We start from the raw sequence: 23,560 nt of genomic DNA on the forward strand, positions 1-23,560 counted from the left end.
GAGCGAAGAGGGCATTGATTCATGGAACTCAAAGTAGATACTCACACCCACACATACGCAAGTGGTCATGCTTACAGCACATTGATCGAAAACGCCAAGTCGGCAAAGCAAAATGGTTTAGCCATGTTTTGTACCACTGACCATTCAGAATCAATGCCGGGCGCTCCACACTATTGGTTCTTTAGTAACCAGCGTGTACTTCCTCGTTTTATCGAGGAGGTTGCCATCATCCGTGGTGTTGAATCGAACATCATGAACACGCAAGGTGAAATCGATATTCATCCGAGCGTTGATAAGAATCTGGATTGGGTGATTGCAAGCTTCCACGAGCCCGTTTTTCGCCCTTCGGATGTCGCTACCCATACAGAGGCTCTCGTGAATGTGATTAAGGGCGGTCGAATTGATGCGCTTGGTCACTTAGGCAATCCTAATTTTGATTTCGATTTTGAAGCCGTTATTCAATGTGCGATTGATAACAACGTGGCGATTGAAATCAACAACACCACACTCAAAGGCAATAGCCGAGTTGGCAGTGTTGACCGTTGTTATGAGATTGCAAGAATAGCGAAAGCGAAGGGTGCATTTATTACAACAGGCAGCGATGCGCATTTCTGTTTAGATGTCGGTGGCTTGGATTTAGTCGCAGCATTGTTAGATGAAGTGGGTGTCGATTCGAGTAAAGTGATTACCCATTCGCCAAAGCAGTTCCTAGCCTTTTTAGCCTTGCGCGGTCGTAGTGAAATCCCAGAATATTCAGATCTTGTTTAAGAGAATGTCGGCGGGTTTGCATTTCGACACAATCAATTTTTATGCCTGACAGATTTTTGTATACACTAGCCGAAAATAATAAAGTCGAAGTGCCACATTACTGTTGGCTCTAGCTTCAAAGACACCGCTTCACTTGGAGAAACAATGAAAACTCGCTCAATCCTTTTATCTGGCTTAATTGCTGCGTCAGTATTGTCTGGTAACGCATTTGCCAATGTAGACCTTAAGAAAAACATGCAAGAAATGAAGCTTGCGTTCAAACAAGCGGCAGAAGCTCAAAGTATTGAAGAGATGCAAAAGCCTATTGTTCGTTTAGATACGCTAGTGGCAGAGCTGAAAACGGGTGTTTACCCAGTCGAGAAAGAAGACAACTTCATGGAAGGCTTCAAAAAGATCAGTGCATCACTGGATAGCATTGAACAGAAGCTAGACCAAGGTGACTTAGCATCGGCACAGCAAGAACTTCGTACTATTGACGGCCTTCGTGAAGAGTACCATGAGAAGCGTAACCCAAGCATCTGGAGCAAGATCTTCGGTTAATTTGTTAATCATGAGTTTGCTAGATAGGTAACAAAGAGCAAAACCTCTAGATTCGATTTCTAAAACGCCGCCTTACATTCCCCTCCTTAGAGGAAGGTGTAAGGCGGCGTTTTTTATTGTCTCTTTTATTGAAAGCCTGCTGCAGAGTGTTGAGTAATACGTTTTTAACTTTAGTGTTGTAACCAGTATTTAACGAAAAAGAGTGTGCGTTAGCTTCAATTTTTTAACTTGCTGTTAATCTTTACGTTTACCTAGATTCCAAGTCCCTCATAATAAGGGAAATTTATAAAGATTTGGAATAATGCGCCGAACTTCGTTCAATCTCTCCATGTTACTTGCCACAGCGTTAAGTTGGGCTTTAGTGACATTAATGCCTGTTATCAATGCTCATGGTAACAGTGCGGGAGTATGGGCGTCGTTATGTACGGTCAATGGCTTTGAATTGGTTCAAATCGAAGAAGGTGAACCGAATACTCACAAAGGAAAGCCGTGTCCGTTTAGCCATTTTTCCACGTTTCACCAAGATGAACTTCCCACTACACTACTGACAACTCGACTGAGTTTTATTGTCTCAGACAGCTACGCTTTTTTGGCTCTAAGCGAACGCTACACGAGGCAAGCCCCACGCGGCCCTCCCTTTGTTATTGCTTAAACCTAACCCATTAAAATAATTAAAAAATAAAGTATTAAGTAAAGTTAAACATGCTCAGATTACTTTCTGATTTTTCAGAAGGTATGTTTGCGTGTGTCAAAGGAAATTATAATGTTGAGAAATGAATCTCAAACCCCTGCGAAAGCACAAGCAACTTCGCAGTCTAAAAGCAGTGCAACAACCGGTTCGAAAACCAATATAAAAAGCAAAGACCGCAATAAAACCCTCTACTTCCTCACATGGCGCTGGCATTTCTATGCTGGGCTATTCGTTATCCCGTTTATGTTAATGCTGAGCATTACAGGTTTGGTGATGCTGTTTGATGATGAAATCGAATTGGCTTTTCATCACGATGCGATCGAGATTGTTGCATCGGGCGAGCCGATTAAAGTGTCACAACAGTTAGCTGCAGTACAACTTCAATACCCACAAGGTTCGGTGACACAGTTTGTTCCGAGCAAAGCGCCTGATCTCGCTAACCGCTTTTCGGTAGCACTTGAAGATGGCACTTCCGTTTTCGCCACTGTGAATCAATACACTGGCGAAGTGGTTGGAGAGATTCCGCGTAGCGATAGCCTGTACCAACTGGCGAATGATATTCACGGTACTTTGTTGATTGGTGATTGGGGTGATTATCTAATTGAAGTCGCAATAAGCTTGTCTATTCTGTTGCTCATCAGTGGTATTTACTTATGGTTACCGAGAGATAACGCGAGCCGCGCTGGTTTTCTTAAGCTTCGATTTGGTTCAGGAACGCGTGTTTTAATGCGTGATCTGCATGCGAACATCGGTGGAACACTGTCATTCATTCTTCTGTTATTTATTCTATCAGGATTATCATGGACAGGTTTTTGGGGCGGTAAGCTAGTGCAAGCATGGAGTACTTTTCCTGCTCAAATGTGGGACGACATTCCTCTGTCTAACGAAACGCATGCTTCTTTAAATCACGGGTCTGAAGAGGAAATGCCTTGGAACCTAGAGCAAACGCCACTGCCTTTGTCTCAAGATAAGCCAGCAGAACACGTCCACCAAGTAGAAGAAGCATCTGAAGCTCATGATCATTCTAAGATGGGCGAGGATCATTCTCAGCATGTATTATCTGCGAGTAATTTCTCGATTGATGATGTGATAGCAAAAGCTCAATCTCTTGGTTTTACGCAATATAAAGTCAATTTCCCGCGATCAGAAACGGGCGTTTACACCGTGGCTGCCAATACCATGGGCGGTGACATCATCGATCCAACGCAGGATCGTACCACGCACCTCGACCAATACTCAGGTCGTATTCTGGGTGAGGTGACATGGCAAGATTATAACTTCATTGCCAAAACGTTAGCGGTGGGTATTTCATTGCATCAAGGTGACATCAGCATCCTCAATAAGCTTCTAAATGCCTTGTTTTGCTTGGCGTTTATTGTTGTTTCTGTGACTGGCGGTGTGATGTGGTGGATGCGCAGACCTTCAGGTCAAAGAAAGCTTGGCACGCCACCGAAGTTTGGCGATGCTGGTCTTTGGAAAGCAGGCTTGGTGACGGTGGTGGTTATTTCGGTACTGTTTCCACTGGCGGGAGCAACGATTGTGGCTGCGATGCTCTTGGACTGGTTACTGTTCTCACGTGTTGAGAAGTTCAAAACGGCGTTGAGCTAATTGAATCACAAACAGACCTTCTCGACTTGAGAAGGTCTGTTTTGTTATTAAGGTGTTTGTTTATTAATAAGACTTCAAATTTGATAAAGCTCTAGCGGCAGGCCGTCTGGGTCTGCGAAAAACGTAAATGATTTCCCCGTAAACTCATCCACTCGAATCGGTTCGACGTCGATTCCTTGTCCTTCCAAATAGCTTTTGAACTGTTGAACGTCATCAACACAAAAGGCTAAATGTCTCAGCCCTTGGGCTTCTGGAAAGCTAGGTCTTTCTGGTGTGTTAGGGAAGCTGAATAGCTCTATCTGAGCACCATTAGGTAGCGCTAAATCAAGTTTGTACGACTGGCGAGCCTCACGATAGTTTTCGGCAATGATCTCAAGTTTCAAAATCTCAGTGTAAAAGTGTTTCGACGCGTCGTAGTCTGAACAGATTATGGCCGCGTGGTGTATTCCTTTCAGCATCAGTTTATTTCTCCTGCCAACTTGTCACCTAAGTGCTCCATGGCGTAATCAATGAATACACGCAATCGAGCGGGCATGTACTTGGTTTGAGCAAACTGCATCGCAATCGCGCCGTGGTAATTACTCTTGATGGTCCAATCTTCCAACACCTGTACCACGGAGCCTTCAGCCAACGCATCTTGAATCACGAAGTCATGGAAAATACCGACGCCGAGACCTTCTTTCACGCCTTTCAGTCGCATTTGTGAATGGTTAACTGCGTAACGCCCACTGACGGGGACCGTATGAAATTCATCATCTTTAAGAAAGTCCCAAATGTGGTCTTTGTCTGTCTCTGCAAGATACAAACAGTCGTGTTCAGACAGTTCGGTAGGGTGGTGAGGAATCCCTTTGGCATCTAAATATTCAGGGCTTGCACACAACACTAGGTTAGTTTTGCCTAACTCTTTCAATACTAAGCTTTCGTCGGGCTTATCGGTCAGGCGGAAAGCGATGTCGATGCCTTGACGCAAAATATCGATGTCGCCGTCAGCCGCTCTTAACTTAAGTTGGATTTCTGGATACTGATTTAAGAAAGGCACAATAAAAGGCTGCAAAACCGAATTCAAGAAGGCTTCAGGCGCCGCTACCGTTATCGAGCCTGCAGGTTCGGTATGGTCTGAGGTAGACAGTTCAACGGCTTGTTGCGCTGCGTTAATCATCACCACGCTCTGATCGTAAACCAATTGACCCGCTTGCGTGATGATAAGGGTACGAGTGGTACGCTCAAACAGTTTCACCGACAGCGCTTTTTCCAAACGAGTGATGAGCTTACTCAAGGCTGACGGTGTCACACCTAACTGTTTTGCTGCAGCTGTAAAGCTGCCTTCGTTAACCACCAAAATGAACGAGGCGAGGTCCGGAAGTAGGGCAATGAGTTTTGGGTTAATCATAATTATCCAGTTGGGCTAGTTTCAACGATGAACTTAATGGCAATTGTGAGCGATTTACTTTGATTTGTGAATTAATTTCATTAATTGATTAGCGTGATTGCTCTGATAGGTTGTTGTGTTTGAAGCTCATCTGTATAGCGGCGTTGCTGCTGCGCATTCTGAGATGAAAAATTGATATTTGATATGAAAGCGAAATTAGACGGAAATTAAAGCTGATTTGGCGTTTAAAAGAGCAAGTGAAGGGCGTTAATGTGCCCTGTGTCACTGGGATGAACTATTATTCGTGCCTGAGATTCATTAATGTTTTTCCAACTAAAGGGATAATCGGAACGGGGATGTTCAACTAGAATATAGGCATAAGTTTTACAGTGTAAATGATCGTGTTGAGATCGTTTGCATCCCTACATAAAGCGGCGCGCGATGCTGCTAAATAATAACTAGGAAGGAATGAGACAATGTCTTCTGCATTTTACCAACAGATTCAAACTCAAATCGAAGAAGTTAAAGAAGAAGGTCTTTACAAGTCTGAGCGCATTATTACTTCTGCACAAAAAGCAGCGGTTTCTATCTCGACTGGTGAAGAAGTACTAAACTTCTGTGCAAACAACTACTTAGGTCTTGCTAACCACCCAGCTCTTATCGAAGCGGCTAAAGATGGCATGGATCAGCACGGTTTTGGTATGGCTTCAGTACGTTTCATCTGTGGTACTCAAGATTCTCACAAAGAACTAGAGCAAAAGCTGTCTACGTTCCTAGGTAAAGAAGACACTATCCTTTACACATCTTGTTTTGATGCTAACGCTGGTTTATTCGAAACGATTCTAGGTAAAGAAGACGCAATCATCTCTGACGCACTAAACCACGCATCTATCATCGATGGCGTTCGTCTTTGTAAAGCAATGCGCTTCCGTTACTCGAACAACAACATGGAAGAGCTAGAGCAGCAACTTATCGCTGCTAAAGAAGCTGGCGCTCGTCACACACTAATCGTAACTGATGGCGTGTTCTCTATGGACGGCGTAGTGGCTAACCTTCCTGCTATCTGTGACCTTGCAGACAAGTACGACGCATTAGTTATGGTTGATGACTCTCACGCTGTCGGCTTCATGGGCGAAAACGGCGCGGGTACTCACGAGTTCCACAACGTTGTAGACCGTATCGATATCATCACTGGTACGTTAGGTAAAGCAATGGGTGGCGCTTCAGGCGGTTACACTTCTGGTAAGAAAGAAGTGATCGACTGGCTACGTCAGCGTTCTCGTCCATACCTATTCTCTAACTCTGTTGCACCTGCAATCGTATCTGCGTCTATCCGCGTTCTAGATCTTCTTGCGGAATCTGGCGACCTACGTACTCAACTATGGGAAAACTCTGCTCACTTCCGTACTCGCATGGAAGAAGCTGGCTTCACAATGGGCGGTGCAGATCACGCAATCATCCCAATCATGCTTGGTGATGCAAAAGTAGCGGCTGAATTCGCAGAACGCGCACTAGAGAAAGGCATCTACGTTGTAGGTTTCTCTTTCCCTGTAGTACCAAAAGGTCAAGCTCGTATCCGTACGCAAATGTCTGCTGCACACTCTCGTGAGCAACTAGACCGCGCAATCGATGCGTTCATTCAAGTTGGTAAAGACATGGGTATCATCTAATTTTAAAGGGATGCCACGAGCATCCTTTAATTAGATAGAGCAACACCCAGTAGAATATATAGATTTTTGATTCTCGCCTTACAGTTAGGCGAGATGAACTAGGTAACATTATGAAAATTAAAGCACTTTCTAAGCTTAAGCCTGAAGAAGGCATTTGGATGACCGAGGTTGAAAAACCTGAAATGGGTCATAATGATCTTCTTATCCGTATTAAGAAAACCGCAATTTGTGGTACTGACGTACATATCTACAACTGGGATGAGTGGTCACAAAACACAATCCCAGTACCTATGGTAGTAGGTCACGAATACGTGGGTGAAGTGGTTGGCATCGGCCAAGAAGTTCGTGGTTTTGAAATCGGCGACCGTGTATCTGGCGAAGGTCACATCACATGTGGTCACTGTCGTAACTGTCGTGGCGGCCGTACTCACCTTTGTCGTAACACAACAGGTGTTGGTGTTAACCGCACTGGTGCGTTCTCTGAGTTCCTTGTGATCCCTGCGTTCAACGCATTTAAGATCCCTGCAGAAATCTCTGACGATCTAGCTTCAATCTTTGACCCGTTTGGTAACGCAGTACACACAGCACTTTCTTTCGACCTAGTAGGCGAAGACGTGCTAATTACTGGCGCTGGTCCAATCGGTATCATGGCTGCAGCTGTTGCTAAGCACGTTGGTGCTCGTCACGTTGTAATCACTGATGTAAACGAATACCGCCTAGATCTTGCTAAGAAAATGGGTGTGACTCGCGCAGTAAACGTGATGGAAGAGAAGCTTGAAGACGTAATGTCTGATCTTGGCATGACTGAAGGCTTCGATGTAGGCCTAGAAATGTCTGGTAACCCATCTGCGTTCAACAGCATGCTGACTAACATGAACCACGGCGGTAAGATCTCTCTACTAGGTATTCCACCATCAGATATGGCAGTAGACTGGAACCAAGTAATCTTTAAAGGCTTGGTTATCAAAGGTATCTACGGTCGTGAGATGTTCGAAACTTGGTACAAGATGGCTTCTTTGATTCAGTCAGGTTTAGACCTAACGCCAATCATTACTCACCATTACAAAGTGGACGACTTCCAGAAAGGCTTCGACATGATGCGATCTGGTATGTCTGGTAAGGTAATTTTAGACTGGGAGTAGGTTACTACCGGTTTTGAATATCAGAAGGCAACAGGTAAAACTGTTGCCTTTTTTATCGCCATTCATAATTGATAAATAATTTAAACTATTGATATTTAGTGGTTATATTTGTTTTTGTATATAGTGGCAAGTTTGATTCAATCAGGGTTAGACCTATTACCAATCATTACTCATCACTTTAAAATTGATGATTTCCAAGCTGGCTTCGATGCTATGCGTAGTGGGCTTTCTGGCAAGGTTATCCTTGATTGGGAATAGAAAAAATTAGGCTCTAAATAGCAAAGGCGACAGTGAAAACTGTCGCCTTTTTTACGAATAAAACCGATAAATAACGGTCGATTACAGTGTCTGCCGCCACTTTGTCGCCATTAATTCTCTAATGGATTGAGGTGTACAGCTTGTATCAAATGTTCTGGTGCAAAATGGGAATACGCCATTGTCTGCTCAATTTTAGTGTGTCCAAGAATACGCTGTAACACCAAAATATCCCCTTTGTTCATCATAAAATGCGAAGCAAAAGTATGCCGTAAAACATGCGTCGCTTGTCCACTCGGAACGTGGCCAGGTAGAGCTCTTTTAATGTAGCGCCAGGCATCCTTGTAAGTAGTGTTGAAAATTTCATGGTTGCTCACTGCGATATCTAAGATCTCTTGATATAAAGCAGGTGAGATGGGCACACTTCGATTTCTCTTACCTTTTGTCTCGGTGTAAGTCAGTTTGAATTCAGATACCTGTGAGCGGGTAAGAGTCAGAGCTTCACTTATACGAGCTCCGGTGGCCAAGCAAATCTTAGAGATTACAATAAGTTGTGGGATCGAGACTGTAATAACTCGGTTGCAATTCTTCAGGTTAACCAAGAACTCTTCAATTTGTGGCTTGGTTAGATATGCCAGATTCTTCTCACTGGTTTTGATTGTCTCGATAGCTTCAAGCGGATTGGGGTATTTCCATTGATTGTACTTAATCAGTTTCTTGAACATCCCCTTTAGGTAAATCAATTCCATGTTATGTGTTGTTGGTGAAATCTCAATAGATTTATTTTTGCCACGGTAAGGTATTCGTGCTGCACGATAGTCTAAGTAGTCTCGTTCTTTAAGGTGATAGGCAATCGGGTTACCTAATCCTTCAATTGTTTTGGCTATTAGCTCCCGAGCTTGTTTACCTGATTTCAACGTATGACCGTGTATGCTCCACCAAGTGTCTAACAGCTCGCTCATTCTACGGTGATCCGGTTTAATACCCATCCATGGCTTATCGTCAATTTCTCTCATTGTGTGAAGCTCAAAAGCCTTGGCTTCGCCTTTAGTCGCAAATTTCTTACGAACACGCTTCCCCGTTCGCCCGTTTGGGTAACATTCGCAGATCCAAGGTTTGGTAGAACCATCTTTTAAATTGCGGACAGACATAATAAAGCCTAATATAACTGTATATAAAAACAGTGTAAGTTGGGCTGGAACGTAGAACAATGTTTTATTTAGGACAAAAAGCACAGGCTGGGCACCTATCTCAAAGTGCTAAGAAAGTTAATAGGTTTTTGCTATGTACCAATCAATTCATGTGACTTCTGGATACAGCCATTTCAAAATTAACAGCGATGGTCCAATTGGGATAAGTAAGAAGAACCAAGGGATGATTGATGCGCTTTTGAAGTTAGGTAATCGTTTTACTGCGCCATTTGGTGGGTTTATAGAAGCAGAGAATGTGATCGGTTTGAAATGGGTGAAGCTGGTTGATATTAAATATCTGTGCACCGATGAGGAAGCCGAAACTGTCGAGTACGTCATACAAAAAGACCACTATGTAGTGGGGACGTACCAAGACCGGAAGTTGTATATTTTATTGTTTGGTGGAGAACCAAAGCACCATCAGATTAGAGGCCTTGAACAAGACGGGAAGAACAATGTGTTCGGGTTGTTTTAATGTTAGACGTTCAACCAGCGCATTCTTGCCCAAAAATGTTTCAGGACCACTTAGAGGTTGCACAACGAGCAACACTGAGCCAAAGAAGAAGGCTACTATAAGGCAGCCTTTTTTGTTTGTATGCGAAAGTGTTAGTGCTACACCCCGAGGCCTGGGTGATAATAGGCTGTTAAGTATCGGTGACGCTATTAATCAAATTAGTTGCGAGTGCTCTTAAACAGATGAGTGCAACAGTTAACGCTTTTCCATTACTAACGCAACTCTACCTACAACCCTTACTTCATCTTCTTCGACTGTTAGAGTCGAACCGTTAAAGCTGATAGCTAGTTTTTTGCCTGGTAAACGTTGAATTTCATTTAGAGACAACAGCCCATCCATATCTACTAGGTACGTACCGCTTACTGCTTGATGGGATTCTTTATTTATAAGGAACGTAGTAGTGCCATCTTTAATTGCCATCACATTAATAACGCCAAGCTCGTCTAGGAGAGCTTTATCGAATGCAAGTATCCCTTTCCCAACCAATTTACCGTCATCAATAGAGAAGCAGTCTATATCGAAGAGAGTCTTCGATTCGTTCTTCTTATTAATGTGCTTTTGAGTTGGTGTTTTAGGATACGGGTCGCCTTTATCGAGAAGTAACCATTCAAGTGAGACGCCTGTGCTCAAATGAGTTCTTACTGCAATCTCGAATGGAGTTAGATTTCGTTGTCGCCAAGTCGCGATTGTTGATTTTGGGATGCCAAACACGTCTGCAACATCCTGTTGACGGTCTGAATTCGTGATATCTATCAATTTCTTGATAATATCTTTCCCTCCCAAATACGATATTTGGTCTATTTTAAGTTGCTTGTTATTCATATGTGATCAATAATCGCAATTGAGATCGAAACGGTGAGGTGCAACTCGTCATTTCGAAATTAAACATAAATGACTAGACAGGATATCATTATGCTCTCATATCAAGTAGTCCTAAATACGCCTTTCATGACGTACGATCAATACTCTCAATTCTCCGGTATGCCAAAGCGCACAATCATAGATTGGGTTAAAGATGGTCGCTTACCCATTAAAACCAAAGCAAAAGGAAAAGAAACCCCGTTAATTAATATGGTCATGCTGCTAGAAATGGCAACGCGTGAAACGATGGAGAGAATGGGGTAGTCGCTCATGCGTTTATCTTCCCTTATTTCGACCAAAGAGTTTTGTCCGTTTGGGGGTAAACATTCTTGGTTTGAGTTTCGTTGTCGTCTCGTTTGTCTTCAAGTGAGTATTGGTTATGAACGAAATTGACTCAATAGGCGAATTTTCTAGCACAAAACAAGGGGCCTTTAATGAGGCGTGTTGCGTGTTCGCTAGGTCAGAGAATATGGCTAGGCTAGCAGAGGCCATAGGGATGAGTCCGACCATGCTGCGGAATAAACTTAATCCTGAGCAGCCTCATGTCCTGAGTTGTGTTGAAGCCATCACTCTCGCCAAAGTGAGTGGCAATCATACCATCGTAAACAGCTTGCTTCTTGGGTTGGGAGTGGTCACCGCTCATATAGCATCTGATAGCACGGAAGACACCTTTGTTCAAAGCGCATTAGAGAACTCGCTCTATTCGGGTGAATTGTCTCGAATGGCGTTGGAGTATGCAGGAAATCATCGCCTAACTCGCACTCAAAAACATAAGATTATTCATACCGCACACACCAGTATCAGCATTCAGGTAAAACTCATCAGGAGCCTGGAAAAACTGAATCAAGGTGGTTGTCTGCTTAAAGCCATAGAGGAGGCGGCAGACGCTAATGGTTTATTTGCTTCAAACATCAATTCGGAGCAATGATGTCTGTTACTCAGTGCGATAAGTCATGTCCTGAAACGTCTGGTCATGGATTGACGGAGGAAGATAAGCGTAGAGGCCTTAAGTATATCAGGATCATTCGACGCGAGTTATGCGCTCGTCAACTTTCTTCATTATGGGTTGAGCAGGCGAGGTTAATGACCCAATTAAGGCGTTCGAACCATGTGTTTGAACAAGTACGACTGCGAATTCGTTTATTCGGCCTTGAGAAGCGAATACAAAGAATCAGACAACGTTGGCTTTGATGCATTTTAATTTTCCAGAGTTGCGTTATTGGTTTCTCAGAAGGTGAGCGTTATTTAGCCGAGGTCAACTTTATGAATCATCATGTGTTTGCGGTCGTACAGGGTAAAGTTATTCAAACCAGTATCAAAGCAGTCTCCAATTTAGTCTTAAAAGGTAAAGAAGAGTGGCGTGATGCAGTCAGTTGTCCTTCGAAAAGGTGTTCGATAAAAATTGACACCCGTGGCGGCTACGAAAGCTCGAAAGGAATGGCTTTGACCGGCTCTCGAATCTTGTCAGAGAGAGTCAATAGTACTGACTCAGTAACGGCGCTCAACGCTCAAGACAATCTCTCTTGCTTTGTTTTTTCTAAAGGTGAGTATGGGCAAGGTGCACTGAGGATGAAGAGATGACGGCTCATTCTGAATACGCTGCGTCTTCATCCATTTCGTGTTTGAGTCGGCTACTTGAGGAAGCGCCTTATTTGTCGAGGTGCAGTGACAATAAAACCGCGATGCTCATAAGACCTCGAAACTATGCGGTCAGATGGCCGTATATGCAGGTTAATCGTGAAGATATGCAGGCGTGGATGGTGTTTGACATCGATCATGACCATCGATCTGTCCCCAACCCCTATATTTGGCAAGATGAAGGCTTGCCACCCCCTAATCTAATCGTTCGAAACCGCACCAGTAATAAAGCCCACCTTTTTTACGCTATTGTGCCGGTTTGCACCAGCGATCAAGCACGATCCAAACCCATTCAGTACCTCAAAGCCATTTATCGCGCCTTAGCATTACGACTTGAGGCGGACTTGAGTTATTCAGGACCTGTTGCCAAAACGCCCTTTCATCCTTGGTGGCAGACAACTGAACTCCACCGCAGTGTCTATGAACTCAATGAGTTAGCGGATTCTCTTGAGCTGGAGACAACGCGGCCATGGCTTCGTCAAGATATGGATTTCTCTTATTCTCGAAACTGTACTTTATTCGAACACACTCGTCGATACGCATATGACATCGTCGACGAAGAAAGAGAAAAGGGCAGTTATCCGAACTTTAAACGCCGTGTCGAGAGTTTCGCTCATTACAAAAATACCGGCACCGCGGATAAGCCGCCTCTGAAGTGCAGTGAGGTGTTGGCGGTGGTGAAAAGTGTTTCTCGTTGGACCTGGGATAAATATTGTGCTCGGTCAGACTGCCAACGAGGTGTGATGAGGTTGGATAGTGGATTAAGTCTGCAGGAAAAGCAGCGTAGAGCGGCCAGAAGAACCCATAACCTTCGTCGGACGAAGACCACTCGTCGAATTATCCGCACATGTCAGGTTCTGTTACGCAAAAATCAGGAGCTCACAATTGGGTTGGTGGCGCGTAATGCGGACCTGTGTCGCCAGACCGTCAGTCGTTACGTCTATTTGTTTGAATGGGTCAAGTCTGCTTTATCCGAAAGTCGGCAAAATGGGCCAGAGCATCGTGGTAATTATGCTGTTCATCAGATATCTGCCCCTATAACGTTATACTGGGCGGAGTCTGAATTAGGTAAGAAGAAGGCGGTGCTTGAGTCAGCTTTTCCTTGAGTTGAATAATAATGAGTAACTATCGGGTCAAAATAAGCTCTCTTGGTAAATTTAATAATGAGTTTGAGTCGACATAACCCCATTTAATGCGATTAATGTCTCAATTCGTGCAAATATGGATTTACATACTTTATGTTGCTGTATATTTATACAGCAATGTGAGAGGGGGAGTTATGTCTTTTAAAGATACAGAGATACTGTCAACAGGAATTGAATTCATTGTTGAAGCCGTGGCGGTGAAGACAAATGGTCAAGATCATTCAGCGTTAGGTTTATACCTGATCAGCTTACTGCTCGAAGATCAAAAGATTTCCCTTGATTGTGATGATAAAAGGAAAAGGGTGGTAGTACCACTTGGTAAATCGCGTCAAACACATCTTGATATGGGTTGGAAGTGCCCTGCTTTTTAGATTTGGTTGTGTTAGCTAATTGGATGAACTTGATAGTGATAGTTCTTCAACTCTTCACTTCTTTGGCACAACTCAAATGTGAAATAAGGCTGGGTCACTAAACACTGAGTGAACCTGTCTAATTCATTCGTATGTATAAACAGCGAAATAGGTGCAATCTGACGGTTTTCATTATCGAAGCAGTTATCAATATGTGCTCTGTCGATATAAACAACGTCCATTTCCTGTTTAGGGGTCTCTTCAATAAGTTTTGTTTCTAATCCGCTCTTCTCAAAGCGTTCTAACAAGGCATAAAATTTATCAACGTCGTTTTGACTTTCTATCGCTGAATATTGAGATAGAACGCTTTCTAAGTGTTTTTCGATTGAGCCAAACTTATTCTTCATCAAACAAACCGTTTTAAGCTTTTTCTTGATAAGGCTATATCGAGCTTGTTTGATTTTTGGCTTCAAGAAGTCAGTGATGATCTTGTTTCGTTGCTCTTCTTTAACAAAGTGACTGGCAATGTTTACTTTGAAGTAAAGGTGAAGAAGAGTGTTTTCGAAGGTCGACTTAAGAAGTTGATGGTATGAATGTTCTGACATTGTTCACATGGATTATTTATTGATGAGGGTATCTTATCATGAAAATAGCAAGGCTCTAAGGCTGAAAGCAAAATGACGTAACTTGCTAGTTGTTCGTTGTTATGCTTAAACCGTGTACCCATCGTAGTCACAATATTTTCAATTTCAGAACTCGACTTTGATTCTAGTATTGGGATTAACTTAACCAAGAAGTTTTGGTTGCTGAGGAGCCTAATAATTTGAATTCCGCGGATAGTGCTTTCGCTGCTGGTGTCACTTTCTTTAGGATTTTTACTGTCTCGATATCATCGATTGGTAACGGAGGGATAACTTTAGGCGTTGATAGAAGAAGTGTATTACATATGTAATACATTGACAGGGCGCCTTTTGTTTTTTATTGTGTACTACACATGTAATACATGAGGTGTTTGTTATGAAGACTAAAATCATCAGCGTTGCGAACCAAAAAGGTGGCGTTGGAAAAACCACGACTCTTGTCAATTTAGGGGCTGAGCTTGCACGAAAACGAAAAGTGTTAGTGATTGACCTCGATCCTCAGGGTAACTGCTCTAAAACGTTAACAGGACAACGGGATTTTAAGTTTGAAGAGACGGTAGCTGCTTTATTTGATAAACCTAAAGTTGTGTCCATTGTCGATTTAATTCAACCTGCAAAGCTTAATGGGAATTCCATTGAAAACCTCTATGTTGTTCCCGCTGATGTTCAGTTGTCACGTGTCATCGAAACATCACTGACAAAGATTAATCGTGAACGAATTTTAGAGAAGCAATTGGTGAGGTTAGGTGATACTTACGATTTCATTCTTCTTGATACGCCACCAAACCTATCCCTAACGACTCTTAACGCAATCCAGGCCTCAGACCTTATTTTGATCCCTGTTGATTCTGGTGCCTTCTCATTAGACGGCATTAGTTCTTTACTCGAAGCTGTATCTGAAATTAAAGAAGACGAAGGTAATTACCTGATACTGAGGAATGAGGTCGACTCAAGAAACACTATCATTAATGAGTTCATTGATGAGGAATTGGAGGTAGTACAAGATAAATTGTTACCAGTATCTGTCCGCCGCTCTGAGCATGTCGGACAAGCTAATGCCGTTTCCTCTCCGGTGCGCTTTTATAAATCGGGCTCACTTGTGAATAACGATTACCGTAAACTCGCTGTGTTTCTTTTAAATTTAATGTAATACATAGGTAATACACATGAGCAAGTTAAAGAAACGAGGAGCGATAACCGCTCTCTCTACTGAGAAGAACGAAGGTTCAAGTAAGCCGACTGGAATTACGACTGTTAAAAAGAAAGTAACGACATCTTATAAAGTGCCTCCTCTGACTCTTAGAATGTCATTGAAGGATAAAGAACGGATCACTGATTGGGTAGCAAGTCTGCAAGAGCAGACAGAGAGAAATGTGTCTGCAGCGAAACTGTTTCGAGCGTTGGCTTTATATCGAGACAAGATTGATGATGAAGATCTCATCGAGTTGATCAACAAAATGAACTAAATATGTATTACACATGTAATACACGTTTATTTTAAAGGCTCTGAATATTTTAAGAGAGGCCATAGAGCCGACTTCGGACTCAACTTCTCACACTGATGAACATGACACTTTGGGAGTTTTTTACCTGTTCTGAGCCTTCTCTCCTTGTAAAGACAAGCGCTTTAAACGTGTCTTTATCACGATTATTATCGTTGCCTTGGGCGTCACCCTGCGGGCTAGGCTTTACTGCCCTAAGAGTCTTAGCGTCTTGTCGTTTCCTCCTCGTTGTTCTCTCTGTCTTTGAATAAGTTCGAATAAGGGCTTGTTTTCTTATGCGCCGATTTCTTTCACTCGCCTCATTTTCGGGCTCGCAGGCTGTTAACCGTCTCTCCCCACAACCTGTTTTTCAAGGGAGGCTTCGCCGCTGCGCGCCCTTGCAAAGCAGAACGATGTTGAGAGAGCGGACCGCCAAGCGGCTCCGAAAAGTGATACTCAAACAGAAAGGAAACTCTCATGGCGCAACAAAACCCAACCCCAACTCTCTCTAACTCAAATTCATCGACCAGCGTTTCGCCGCTGGGGCACGAAAGCTCACCAAAAAATGATATCTCTAGTCCTTTGGCGGTATTGAAGTTGCGCTATCAAGTCAAAAAGTGTCGTGATGAGGCGAAAAGAAAGTCTGATTTTGTTTCCAAAATCCAACGTTTGAAAATGTTCAGTCGTCGTCAGTCGCCAGAGCAACAGGCTGATATCACAGCGTTAAAAAAACAAGGGTTCGTTGACGCTATCAAGCAGCAGTTTCCGCAATTGGTGTCGCGTCGTTTTGCTTTCCATGAAATTCGTGACTTTTTCATCGAATTAAATGGCGCTGGCTTTGGTGAATGGTTTCTTCACGAGCGAGTGGATCACATCATTATGTACACCACTTACGGGTCTGTGTTTCCAGCGTTGCGCTTTGTGACAACGGGGGAGGGAACGTTTAAGTGCTCAGGATTTTGTTTTGATGTGCGTTTTGGCGCTTAGGGGGTCAAATGAAAGTGCGTTCTACAGTATCCGCTGACATATCCCTGCACGTGATTTGGGTGAATTCGACCGACTTTGACTCCACCGACTCTTTAACACTAGAGGAAGGCAACCGAGGGAAGGGGGTGAGTATCAGTGTGTGTGATAACACTACCACCATTAAGCAGATGCGAGAAGACTACGCCTACGCGAAGAAAACGGAAAGGACGAGAGAAACCACCTCCGAGCATCGCGAGTCGGCTAAGGCTTTACTCTCTTGTCTGTATGACGACTAAAGTCGGCAGATGCGTGACGGCTCAAATACTCATCAGATCATCAAGCTGTCTGAATTTTGTTTCGATATTCCAACTGTTTGCGGTATTCAAGCGGTTCGTGTTTTTAGACGAGCAACGCCCTGTTCGGTCTTGTCCTAAATAGCCAAGGTTATCGAGTGGCGCAAGTCGAGTAACCAGCAGGGCGCTCTCTTGGTGGGGAAGGGACATTTCTACCTGGGCGACGTACTTTGGGTTGAGATATTGGCTTAGGCTGTCCTTTTGGCTTGTTGTCGCGACTTCCTTTAAACCGTCCCATTTGAGAACCCTCACGCAAGGGAGGCTTCGCCGCTGCTCGCCCTTGCGCTGCAGAACCTGCAACTGGGTACGGACAGTCAGACGCTCACCAAGACCGAAAGGAAATACCATGTCAGCACATGTTCAATACTCAAATGTTTCGTTATTCACATCAGAAGAAAAGGGCATCCTTGACCAGGCCGCAAGCATTCTCAAATCCAAACTGTTTATTTCAGAACAAACGCCATTAACCTCGCCTGAATTGGTGAAATCGTTCTGCCAAGCGTCCTTGGCCGCTTGTGAGTCTGAAGTGTTTGGGATTATCTTCCTCGATAATCAACATCGAGTGTTGCGCACCAAAGAGATGTTCTACGGTACCGTTAATGCCGCTTCGGTCTATCCGCGTGAAGTCGTGAAAGCGTCGCTGGCCGCGAACGCGAGTGCGGTTATTCTCTATCAAAACCACCCAAGTGGCGACGCCACCCCAAGTCAAGCTGACCGACGCATTACTCGTCAACTGACGGATGCGTTGGCATTGGTTGATATCCGAGTACTGGACCACTTTGTGGTTTCATTTGAGTGTGTGGTGTCTTTTTCTGAGCGAGGCTGGATTTAAAAAAGCGGCTTATGGCCGCTGATTGAAACAGGGTAGGAGACTACCCTTTAACACATTTTTGGACAAAAGTGAGCTATATAGGTTACTAAATTAGCGTTTAACGGATTACTAGGGGTATAGCAAAACCTCTATCGTAGTAGCCAAATTAACTTATCCACAATAGTAAAAATAACTACGTTTAGCAGTTAGCTATTTTGAAACTTAATAAGTGTTCTGAACTATACCTTATACTCTTTAGGAACATCAGCAATATAGATAGCCGGCACGCCTTCGAAATCACTCGTAAATAACACGCCATCATCATTTGGAGTAAACGACGGATGTGGATGGGTAATCTGACGATCTCCATCCAAAACTTCCCAAGATGAGTTATGCTTAACTAACTTGGCAAATGACTTTTTCTTGGTGTTCAGAACATATAAGAATGGATCATTTTCAATATTGTAACCCTCACTATCGGCTACATCTATTGGTGCATCACAGCCGTCCCCTACCATTAAAGAGCCATCAAAGTTACTCATTAAGTGAGAGCAAGGGGGCATAACCATCACTTCTTCATTCTCAAGCGTTTCAGGATTCGCTTTATAGATAACTCTGTCTGTTTGGCCTTTGAAATAAGAAACGTAAGCCATCGCACTACCATCAGGAATCCAGAATTCGTGAGTACAAGACTCGCCTTCCTCATGTTCTTTTATTTTACGAACATTAGAACCATCTTCATTCACTAGCCACATACGTGCATCAACCAGATCATGCGGTCCTTCATGACAGAAGCCAATTGTTGAGTCATCCAATGGACGGTAGATAGGGTGACCTAACCAAGCATCTTCTTGGTGCACAACCTCTAGAGCACCTGTTTCGATGTCTACTTTGATTAGTCGACACGTTGGCTCTGTATGATAGAAATCTTGGAATTTTTTCCAATCAGTCAACGGCTTCCAATCAGCCTTGAGAATTTCAATACCAACCAGTTTCGTGCAGTCAGAGTTTGCAACCCAAGTACCGTACCCTTTCCACTCTTCTTCAACCGTATAAATAACTGTTTCAGTGAGCGTTTCCAAGTCAACCTTCATCAGGTGAAGTTCATTTTTAACGTAGAAGAAGGCGCGATCATCCTCCGAAATAAAGCCTCCGAACGTGTTGTCCCCAGAACCTTCTGTTAACTGTGTAGCTTTTTTAGTGTCTAAATCAAGTAAGTAGTAGTTTCGGTTTCCATCGAAATCACCAGCGAATAGGAGCTTTGTACCATCCTTGGTAAAGCATTTCTGATAAAAGTAATTACGATGACAAGTGATCTCTTTGGGTGTCAATCGCGTTACCTTTACTTGGGTATCGCTATCAACAAAAGTTTCAAAACCTAGCTGAATAACATTACCTTTGGACATATTTTTCTCCTACGAACTTTTATAAAAGGCTGCTAGTTACCCTAGCAGCCAAACTTAACAATGATAACTAACGAATAGAAATTTCGGCTTGTTGCTCTTCATTGGTTAATTGAGCACTTTTCTTCAAACCATAACCAACGGCAAATACTGCACCCGCACAGGCAAGGAATAATAGACGTCCCCACAATGGATTAGGGATAAGAACTTAACCGAACTAAACGACGGTCTTGTATTTCAAGGTGTTAGAAGAATATCAATAGGTTATACAAAAAAACAACTGTATATAAAAACATATGAATTTGTATTTAGGGAAATTCTGTCGCCAATTTGTCGCCACAAAATTTCTGGTACCGTTCGTTTAGGATAGAGCGTCTGGTTGAGATCAGGTTCACATACACATACAAGATGACAGGCCACGTGACTAAGCTATTTGAGATAAGAAAAAATTATTGTTGAAGAGGTTATCAGGGAAGTGCCTATAAGCATTAATATTGGGCAGGCGGCAACATACGCCAGAAAGGATCGGAGCATGGCTCAAAACATAATATTCTAACTTAATCTTTTCCCATTTGTGCAATATCATACGCCATTAATCTAGTATAAATAAAACCAGTTATAGGTCTAGGAGGCTTGCGATGAGCTTACACACCAATCTTAGAGGTCGACTTAGAAATACTTCTTTGCCGAGAAATCATGGCTTGATGCCAGTGTTTGAAGCAGTTGTAAACTCTATTCACTCTATTGAAGAGAAAGGCAACACTGACCAAGGGAGAATTGTTCTAACTATTCTCCGAGAACCTCAAGGGGAAATGGATATCGGTGGGGCTTCTTGTGCACCTATTCTTGGATTCAAAGTTACAGATAATGGCTGTGGGTTTAATGACGTAAATTTCGATTCTTTCCAAACGTTGGACTCTGACCATAAGATAGACAAAGGATGCCGTGGCGTTGGGAGGCTCTTATGGCTTAAGGCTTTTGACCAAGTTCTTGTCTCTAGTGTCTTCTCTAACGAAGGAAAATTTAGTCATCGGGACTTTACGTTTAATAGCAGCCATGGTGTGCATGGTGATAACGTCACATTATCAGAGCAGGGAAGTACCGGCTCTGTCATTACACTGAATGACTTTGATAAAGCTTATAGAAAAGCGGTTCCTTCTGGTATTGAAGCAATTGCTAATGCCTTACTAGAGCACTGCCTGTGGTATTTTGTTCGTGAGTGTGGTGTCCCTCAGGTTTATGTAGAAGATGGTTTAGAAACGGTAAGTCTGTACCAATTATTTGAGGCTCACATGCACTCCTAAGCCGCGCATGAGCAGATTGATATTCTTGGTGAAGCATTTGAACTTACACATATTAGGTTTAGAGCCTCGGTAAACAAGAAGCACCAGCTGTCTTTGTGTGCTGCTAACCGTTTAGTAAAAGAAGAAGGGATTCAAGGGAAACTTCCAGGGCTTTATCAAAAGATCTCTGATGATTCAGGAGAATTTGTATATACGTGTTACGTATCGTCAAAGTTTTTGGATGATAACGTTCGTGCGGAAAGAACGTCTTTTGAGATCGCAGAAAGCTTTGATGGCCTCTTTGCTGACCAAGAACTTTCTCTAAAGACGATTCGAGAAGAGGTCTTAAAACGAGCACAGGTTTACCTTGGAGAGGTTCTAGAAAAGAATATTTCTGCGGGTAAGCGTAGGGTCGATGAGTATATTGCAACTTATGCCCCTCGTTATCGTCCGATAACAAGTTATATGGAAGACAAAGACCTAATTATAGATCCTGAGAAGTCAGATAGAGATGTTGAGTTGCATCTTCATGAGCAATGGTACTCTGTAGAGCGCCAGTTGCTATGTGAAGGTCAGCAGATTATGAAGCCTAAACGCAACGAGCAAGCCGAAGAGTATGAAGAGCGTATTCAGAGTTACCTACAAAAAGTAGAAGACTTGAAGAAATCTGACTTAGCTAATTATGTCTCTCACCGTAAAGTCATCATTGATTTACTAGAGAAGTCTATCGAACGTACTTCCGATGGGAAGTATGCGAAAGAAGAGATCATCCATGAACTAATCATGCCGATGAGGAAAGATTCTAGTGAAGTGTTCTTAGATTCTTGTAACTTGTGGTTAGTTGATGAGCGTCTTGCGTTCCACAATTATTTATCCTCTGATAAGCCATTATCTAAGATGCCTATTGTTGAAACGGCTAGCGGTAAAGAGCCTGATTTACTGGCGATGAATATTTACAATAATCCGATGTTGGTATCAGATAAGAAGTCGATGCCACTTGCTTCAATCACTGTGGTCGAAATCAAACGTCCTATGCGTAATGATGCCAAAGCAGGGGAAGATAAAGATCCAATAGAGCAAGCTCTTGGTTATCTCGAGCGAGTTCGAGAAGGTGAAACGAAAACTCCTCAAGGTCGTCCTATTCCAAATGCAAGTGATATCCCGGGTTACTGCTATGTTATTGCAGACCTGACTCCATCACTCCTTAAGAGATGTAAAATGCTCGACCTACAAGTCACTCATGACCATTTAGGTTACTTTGGTTACAATAAAGGTTTTAAAGCTTACATCGAAGTTATTTCATTTGACCGCTTAGTTAACACTGCAAAAGAGCGCAATAAAGCCTTTTTCGATAAGCTTGGTTTATCAATGAATTAATACGTTATTACCTTTATTGCCCTGGCTGTGACAGTAGAACGAGCGGTGATGTCTTTGATCAACAACCAAGTAGTTTTCAAAAAGTTCAGAATGTTCACTATGACCGACGAGCTTGAAAAGGAAGATGATTGCAAAGCCATTTATCCAGCCTCATTACTGTACTTGATAAGTGGGATCTTGGAAGACCGTGACGATACTCCTATTGCAGGTATGATGCGCTTTTACGACAGCGACGGAATACTTTAATCGACCTTGGTAACCGCCATTGGATTTGTATGGAATTGACCTGTCAGCGCTTAACGCACGATGCTATCAGAACTGACAGGCTTACTTGATTTTCAAGCTAGAACAATAACTCATTTGTATTCTTTATTGGGAAATTGGCATATATCACTAATAACGAACTCATGTTATTTGCAGTTGAACCCGCTAAGAAATATCTGATACCGACTCTCTCGAAAACAACTCGACACCAAGGTTTAATCGCTTAGCTAATAAATTTGATTCGTTCAGATCTTGAATAAGCAGCTGTATGGCGACGTGAGCGGTATCTGTATGGTTAGAACCGATTGAACTGAGTTTCGGTGCAATCATGTCAGCAATAGAAAGGTTATCAAAACCAAGAATAGAGATATCCTGTGGTACTGAGATGTTTCTTTTCTCTAACTCATTGATTAAAGATATGGCCGTATGATCACACACACAAAATATTGCGGTTGAGCCATTAAAAAGGTCTCGGTCTAGAATGTCGCCAATGACTTTACTTGCGCCAAAGTCCGCGCCGGCCGTTCCATTGAAGATCTGATTGCGTAACTCATCACGGTTGTTTTGAGAGCAATACTCAAGAATGTCGATAATCGTGACCTGCTCACAATTCTCTTCCTTGAGCATGCGCTCAAAGCCGTAGGTGCGTTTTCGTATTGATGGACGAGTCGACGCCGTCAGCATCGCAATTTTCTTGTGTCCCATTGATAGCAGGTGACGGGCCGCCAATTCTCCACCTAACTCATAGTCTAATGAGACGCTTGAGATTTTCATCTCGGCATCAAAACCATTGACCAATACCACAGGAATTTTTCTGGCTGAAATTTCTTTGGCAATATGTGGCAGTTCTGGCCCTAACATCAGTACGCATTCAGCAGACGACAACTTGTCTACGATCTCTTGATCTGACATTTCTGAGCTCAGTATGATGAGTTGCGCTTTCAATCCCATGTGCGCAAAGTGATTTTGAAACTCCCCTATCATTGCTGAGTAGAACTGGTCTGGTGCCTGAAGACTGACCGTTGTAGCGATCGTTACGGACTTGATAGGCATAGAATATTTCACACCTGAAGTCTTTCGATCGTATCCCAACTCATCTATCGCTTTGTCGACCTTATTTTTAATTTCTGGGTTCACCCTCGCGTTGTTATTCAACACGCGAGAGATTGTACTTCGAGAAATCCCTGTTCGATCAGCTAGGTCTGTAATTGTTACCTTCTTCATTTTGAACCTCAAATCA

At 43.0% G+C, this 23,560-nt stretch carries 29 protein-coding genes and 1 pseudogene; 21 read left to right on the forward strand and 9 right to left on the reverse strand.

All coding sequences use genetic code 11. The annotated features are described in order from the left end of the window. Positions 1-21 precede the first annotated feature (21 nt). The 4 genes from AB6E85_RS05970 to AB6E85_RS05985 all read left to right on the forward strand — a co-directional run bounded on the left by AB6E85_RS05970 (position 22) and on the right by AB6E85_RS05985 (position 3,607). Positions 22-768 (forward strand): phosphatase, encoded by a 747-nt coding sequence (locus AB6E85_RS05970; protein ID WP_372141846.1) that lies wholly within the window; start codon positions 22-24, stop codon positions 766-768. A 144-nt stretch (positions 769-912) separates the two neighbouring features. After that, positions 913-1,308, forward strand: a complete 396-nt coding sequence (locus tag AB6E85_RS05975) for a cytochrome b562 (RefSeq protein ID WP_017059534.1) — start codon at positions 913-915, stop codon at positions 1,306-1,308. Between the two features lie 301 nt (positions 1,309-1,609). Continuing rightward, complete coding sequence (locus tag AB6E85_RS05980) at positions 1,610-1,960, forward strand: hypothetical protein (protein ID WP_372141847.1); 351 nt, start codon at positions 1,610-1,612, stop codon at positions 1,958-1,960. Between the two features lie 111 nt (positions 1,961-2,071). Continuing rightward, positions 2,072-3,607, forward strand: coding sequence for a PepSY-associated TM helix domain-containing protein (locus AB6E85_RS05985; protein ID WP_372141848.1), 1,536 nt, complete (start codon positions 2,072-2,074; stop codon positions 3,605-3,607). Positions 3,608-3,681: 74 nt separating this feature from the next. Here AB6E85_RS05985 and AB6E85_RS05990 read toward each other — a convergent pair whose 3' ends face one another. Continuing rightward, positions 3,682-4,065 (reverse strand): VOC family protein, encoded by a 384-nt coding sequence (locus tag AB6E85_RS05990; protein ID WP_372141849.1) that lies wholly within the window; start codon positions 4,063-4,065, stop codon positions 3,682-3,684. After that, the gene (locus AB6E85_RS05995; RefSeq protein ID WP_372141850.1) at positions 4,065-4,997 is read right to left on the reverse strand and encodes a LysR substrate-binding domain-containing protein; all 933 of its coding nucleotides are present in this window, start codon (positions 4,995-4,997) and stop codon (positions 4,065-4,067) included. The genes AB6E85_RS05990 and AB6E85_RS05995 overlap by 1 nt, the downstream gene beginning before the upstream one ends. Positions 4,998-5,452: 455 nt before the next feature. Between AB6E85_RS05995 and AB6E85_RS06000 the strand changes: the two genes are divergently transcribed. The 3 genes and pseudogenes from AB6E85_RS06000 to AB6E85_RS06010 form a co-directional block, all read left to right on the forward strand. After that, entirely contained in the window at positions 5,453-6,646 is a 1,194-nt protein-coding gene (locus AB6E85_RS06000) for a glycine C-acetyltransferase (RefSeq protein ID WP_017064793.1), read from the forward strand. A 110-nt stretch (positions 6,647-6,756) separates the two neighbouring features. Continuing rightward, positions 6,757-7,788, forward strand: coding sequence for an L-threonine 3-dehydrogenase (gene tdh, locus AB6E85_RS06005; protein ID WP_017059546.1), 1,032 nt, complete (start codon positions 6,757-6,759; stop codon positions 7,786-7,788). A gap of 117 nt (positions 7,789-7,905) precedes the next feature. Further along, a pseudogene (locus AB6E85_RS06010) lies at positions 7,906-8,046 on the forward strand (L-threonine 3-dehydrogenase); the annotation flags it as partial. 110 nt (positions 8,047-8,156) lie between these two features. Here the strand turns inward: AB6E85_RS06010 and AB6E85_RS06015 are convergent. After that, complete coding sequence (locus AB6E85_RS06015; protein WP_048657773.1) at positions 8,157-9,194, reverse strand: tyrosine-type recombinase/integrase; 1,038 nt, start codon at positions 9,192-9,194, stop codon at positions 8,157-8,159. 133 nt (positions 9,195-9,327) lie between these two features. Here AB6E85_RS06015 and AB6E85_RS06020 point away from each other — a divergent pair, with 133 nt between their 5' ends. Further along, positions 9,328-9,708 carry a hypothetical protein gene (locus tag AB6E85_RS06020; RefSeq protein ID WP_048657759.1) on the forward strand — a complete coding sequence of 127 codons (381 nt, stop codon included), beginning with the start codon at positions 9,328-9,330 and terminating at the stop codon, positions 9,706-9,708. 234 nt (positions 9,709-9,942) lie between these two features. Here the strand turns inward: AB6E85_RS06020 and AB6E85_RS06025 are convergent, their stop codons facing one another. Beyond that, the gene (locus AB6E85_RS06025; RefSeq protein WP_048657760.1) at positions 9,943-10,569 is read right to left on the reverse strand and encodes a phage repressor protein CI; all 627 of its coding nucleotides are present in this window, start codon (positions 10,567-10,569) and stop codon (positions 9,943-9,945) included. 90 nt (positions 10,570-10,659) lie between these two features. Here AB6E85_RS06025 and AB6E85_RS06030 point away from each other — a divergent pair, with 90 nt between their 5' ends. The 5 genes from AB6E85_RS06030 (at position 10,660) to AB6E85_RS06050 (ending at position 13,762) form a co-directional block, all read left to right on the forward strand. After that, positions 10,660-10,872 carry a hypothetical protein gene (locus tag AB6E85_RS06030; RefSeq protein WP_048657761.1) on the forward strand — a complete coding sequence of 71 codons (213 nt, stop codon included), beginning with the start codon at positions 10,660-10,662 and terminating at the stop codon, positions 10,870-10,872. Positions 10,873-10,987: 115 nt separating this feature from the next. Continuing rightward, positions 10,988-11,536 (forward strand): phage regulatory CII family protein, encoded by a 549-nt coding sequence (locus tag AB6E85_RS06035; protein WP_048657762.1) that lies wholly within the window; start codon positions 10,988-10,990, stop codon positions 11,534-11,536. A gap of 335 nt (positions 11,537-11,871) precedes the next feature. Next, positions 11,872-12,189 carry a hypothetical protein gene (locus AB6E85_RS06040; RefSeq protein ID WP_048657763.1) on the forward strand — a complete coding sequence of 106 codons (318 nt, stop codon included), beginning with the start codon at positions 11,872-11,874 and terminating at the stop codon, positions 12,187-12,189. Beyond that, on the forward strand, positions 12,186-13,352 hold the full coding sequence (locus tag AB6E85_RS06045) for a replication initiation protein (RefSeq protein ID WP_372141851.1): 1,167 nt from the start codon (positions 12,186-12,188) through the stop codon (positions 13,350-13,352). The genes AB6E85_RS06040 and AB6E85_RS06045 overlap by 4 nt, the downstream gene beginning before the upstream one ends. A gap of 173 nt (positions 13,353-13,525) precedes the next feature. Continuing rightward, on the forward strand, positions 13,526-13,762 hold the full coding sequence (locus AB6E85_RS06050) for a hypothetical protein (RefSeq protein WP_372141853.1): 237 nt from the start codon (positions 13,526-13,528) through the stop codon (positions 13,760-13,762). 11 nt (positions 13,763-13,773) lie between these two features. Here AB6E85_RS06050 and AB6E85_RS06055 read toward each other — a convergent pair whose 3' ends face one another. Both AB6E85_RS06055 and AB6E85_RS06060 read right to left on the reverse strand, forming a co-directional pair. After that, the gene (locus AB6E85_RS06055; protein ID WP_048657766.1) at positions 13,774-14,346 is read right to left on the reverse strand and encodes a DUF2913 family protein; all 573 of its coding nucleotides are present in this window, start codon (positions 14,344-14,346) and stop codon (positions 13,774-13,776) included. Further along, a complete protein-coding gene (locus AB6E85_RS06060; RefSeq protein WP_372141854.1) occupies positions 14,271-14,534 on the reverse strand; it encodes a hypothetical protein in 264 nt (87 codons plus the stop codon). Before AB6E85_RS06060 ends, AB6E85_RS06055 begins: the two co-directional genes overlap by 76 nt. A 224-nt stretch (positions 14,535-14,758) precedes the next feature. Between AB6E85_RS06060 and AB6E85_RS06065 the strand changes: the two genes are divergently transcribed. The 4 genes from AB6E85_RS06065 (at position 14,759) to AB6E85_RS06080 (ending at position 17,125) form a co-directional block, all read left to right on the forward strand. Beyond that, complete coding sequence (locus AB6E85_RS06065; RefSeq protein ID WP_048657767.1) at positions 14,759-15,532, forward strand: ParA family protein; 774 nt, start codon at positions 14,759-14,761, stop codon at positions 15,530-15,532. Positions 15,533-15,548: 16 nt separating this feature from the next. Next, positions 15,549-15,848 (forward strand): hypothetical protein, encoded by a 300-nt coding sequence (locus AB6E85_RS06070; RefSeq protein ID WP_048657768.1) that lies wholly within the window; start codon positions 15,549-15,551, stop codon positions 15,846-15,848. A 492-nt stretch (positions 15,849-16,340) separates the two neighbouring features. Continuing rightward, complete coding sequence (locus AB6E85_RS06075; RefSeq protein ID WP_371987490.1) at positions 16,341-16,850, forward strand: hypothetical protein; 510 nt, start codon at positions 16,341-16,343, stop codon at positions 16,848-16,850. Positions 16,851-16,858: 8 nt separating this feature from the next. After that, a complete protein-coding gene (locus AB6E85_RS06080) occupies positions 16,859-17,125 on the forward strand; it encodes a hypothetical protein (RefSeq protein ID WP_372141856.1) in 267 nt (88 codons plus the stop codon). A gap of 21 nt (positions 17,126-17,146) precedes the next feature. Here AB6E85_RS06080 and AB6E85_RS06085 read toward each other — a convergent pair whose 3' ends face one another. Next, positions 17,147-17,332 (reverse strand): hypothetical protein, encoded by a 186-nt coding sequence (locus AB6E85_RS06085; protein WP_155413397.1) that lies wholly within the window; start codon positions 17,330-17,332, stop codon positions 17,147-17,149. A 196-nt stretch (positions 17,333-17,528) separates the two neighbouring features. Here AB6E85_RS06085 and radC point away from each other — a divergent pair, with 196 nt between their 5' ends. After that, a complete protein-coding gene (radC, locus tag AB6E85_RS06090) occupies positions 17,529-18,014 on the forward strand; it encodes a DNA repair protein RadC (RefSeq protein WP_372141857.1) in 486 nt (161 codons plus the stop codon). Positions 18,015-18,232: 218 nt separating this feature from the next. On the opposite strand, the gene AB6E85_RS06095 is transcribed toward radC, so the two are convergent. Further along, positions 18,233-19,399, reverse strand: a complete 1,167-nt coding sequence (locus tag AB6E85_RS06095; protein WP_372141859.1) for an oligogalacturonate lyase family protein — start codon at positions 19,397-19,399, stop codon at positions 18,233-18,235. Positions 19,400-20,034: 635 nt separating this feature from the next. On the opposite strand from AB6E85_RS06095, the gene AB6E85_RS06100 reads away from it, so the two are divergent. The 3 genes from AB6E85_RS06100 to AB6E85_RS06110 all read left to right on the forward strand — a co-directional run bounded on the left by AB6E85_RS06100 (position 20,035) and on the right by AB6E85_RS06110 (position 22,302). Further along, positions 20,035-20,700, forward strand: coding sequence for a hypothetical protein (locus AB6E85_RS06100; RefSeq protein ID WP_372141860.1), 666 nt, complete (start codon positions 20,035-20,037; stop codon positions 20,698-20,700). A 93-nt stretch (positions 20,701-20,793) separates the two neighbouring features. After that, positions 20,794-22,056 (forward strand): hypothetical protein, encoded by a 1,263-nt coding sequence (locus tag AB6E85_RS06105; RefSeq protein WP_372141861.1) that lies wholly within the window; start codon positions 20,794-20,796, stop codon positions 22,054-22,056. Positions 22,057-22,083: 27 nt separating this feature from the next. After that, positions 22,084-22,302: a hypothetical protein gene (locus AB6E85_RS06110; RefSeq protein WP_372141863.1), complete on the forward strand. Its 219-nt coding sequence runs from the start codon at positions 22,084-22,086 to the stop codon at positions 22,300-22,302. A gap of 183 nt (positions 22,303-22,485) precedes the next feature. Here AB6E85_RS06110 and AB6E85_RS06115 read toward each other — a convergent pair whose 3' ends face one another. Continuing rightward, on the reverse strand, positions 22,486-23,544 hold the full coding sequence (locus AB6E85_RS06115; protein WP_372141864.1) for a LacI family DNA-binding transcriptional regulator: 1,059 nt from the start codon (positions 23,542-23,544) through the stop codon (positions 22,486-22,488). Positions 23,545-23,560: the final 16 nt, after the last annotated feature.

This window comes from Vibrio sp. 10N.247.311.51 (assembly GCF_041467855.1).
Lineage (GTDB): Bacteria > Pseudomonadota > Gammaproteobacteria > Enterobacterales > Vibrionaceae > Vibrio > Vibrio coralliirubri.

Coding starts and splice junctions, on each gene's coding strand:
- AB6E85_RS05970 (WP_372141846.1), top strand. CDS start 22: ATGGAACTCAAAGTAGATACTCACACCCACACATACGCAAGTGGTCAT.
- AB6E85_RS05975 (WP_017059534.1), top strand. CDS start 913: ATGAAAACTCGCTCAATCCTTTTATCTGGCTTAATTGCTGCGTCAGTA.
- AB6E85_RS05980 (WP_372141847.1), top strand. CDS start 1,610: ATGCGCCGAACTTCGTTCAATCTCTCCATGTTACTTGCCACAGCGTTA.
- AB6E85_RS05985 (WP_372141848.1), top strand. CDS start 2,072: ATGTTGAGAAATGAATCTCAAACCCCTGCGAAAGCACAAGCAACTTCG.
- AB6E85_RS05990 (WP_372141849.1), bottom strand. CDS start 4,065: ATGCTGAAAGGAATACACCACGCGGCCATAATCTGTTCAGACTACGAC.
- AB6E85_RS05995 (WP_372141850.1), bottom strand. CDS start 4,997: ATGATTAACCCAAAACTCATTGCCCTACTTCCGGACCTCGCCTCGTTC.
- AB6E85_RS06000 (WP_017064793.1), top strand. CDS start 5,453: ATGTCTTCTGCATTTTACCAACAGATTCAAACTCAAATCGAAGAAGTT.
- tdh (WP_017059546.1), top strand. CDS start 6,757: ATGAAAATTAAAGCACTTTCTAAGCTTAAGCCTGAAGAAGGCATTTGG.
- AB6E85_RS06015 (WP_048657773.1), bottom strand. CDS start 9,194: ATGTCTGTCCGCAATTTAAAAGATGGTTCTACCAAACCTTGGATCTGC.
- AB6E85_RS06020 (WP_048657759.1), top strand. CDS start 9,328: ATGTACCAATCAATTCATGTGACTTCTGGATACAGCCATTTCAAAATT.
- AB6E85_RS06025 (WP_048657760.1), bottom strand. CDS start 10,569: ATGAATAACAAGCAACTTAAAATAGACCAAATATCGTATTTGGGAGGG.
- AB6E85_RS06030 (WP_048657761.1), top strand. CDS start 10,660: ATGCTCTCATATCAAGTAGTCCTAAATACGCCTTTCATGACGTACGAT.
- AB6E85_RS06035 (WP_048657762.1), top strand. CDS start 10,988: ATGAACGAAATTGACTCAATAGGCGAATTTTCTAGCACAAAACAAGGG.
- AB6E85_RS06040 (WP_048657763.1), top strand. CDS start 11,872: ATGAATCATCATGTGTTTGCGGTCGTACAGGGTAAAGTTATTCAAACC.
- AB6E85_RS06045 (WP_372141851.1), top strand. CDS start 12,186: ATGACGGCTCATTCTGAATACGCTGCGTCTTCATCCATTTCGTGTTTG.
- AB6E85_RS06050 (WP_372141853.1), top strand. CDS start 13,526: ATGTCTTTTAAAGATACAGAGATACTGTCAACAGGAATTGAATTCATT.
- AB6E85_RS06055 (WP_048657766.1), bottom strand. CDS start 14,346: ATGTCAGAACATTCATACCATCAACTTCTTAAGTCGACCTTCGAAAAC.
- AB6E85_RS06065 (WP_048657767.1), top strand. CDS start 14,759: ATGAAGACTAAAATCATCAGCGTTGCGAACCAAAAAGGTGGCGTTGGA.
- AB6E85_RS06070 (WP_048657768.1), top strand. CDS start 15,549: ATGAGCAAGTTAAAGAAACGAGGAGCGATAACCGCTCTCTCTACTGAG.
- AB6E85_RS06075 (WP_371987490.1), top strand. CDS start 16,341: ATGGCGCAACAAAACCCAACCCCAACTCTCTCTAACTCAAATTCATCG.
- AB6E85_RS06080 (WP_372141856.1), top strand. CDS start 16,859: ATGAAAGTGCGTTCTACAGTATCCGCTGACATATCCCTGCACGTGATT.
- AB6E85_RS06085 (WP_155413397.1), bottom strand. CDS start 17,332: ATGTCCCTTCCCCACCAAGAGAGCGCCCTGCTGGTTACTCGACTTGCG.
- radC (WP_372141857.1), top strand. CDS start 17,529: ATGTCAGCACATGTTCAATACTCAAATGTTTCGTTATTCACATCAGAA.
- AB6E85_RS06095 (WP_372141859.1), bottom strand. CDS start 19,399: ATGTCCAAAGGTAATGTTATTCAGCTAGGTTTTGAAACTTTTGTTGAT.
- AB6E85_RS06100 (WP_372141860.1), top strand. CDS start 20,035: ATGAGCTTACACACCAATCTTAGAGGTCGACTTAGAAATACTTCTTTG.
- AB6E85_RS06115 (WP_372141864.1), bottom strand. CDS start 23,544: ATGAAGAAGGTAACAATTACAGACCTAGCTGATCGAACAGGGATTTCT.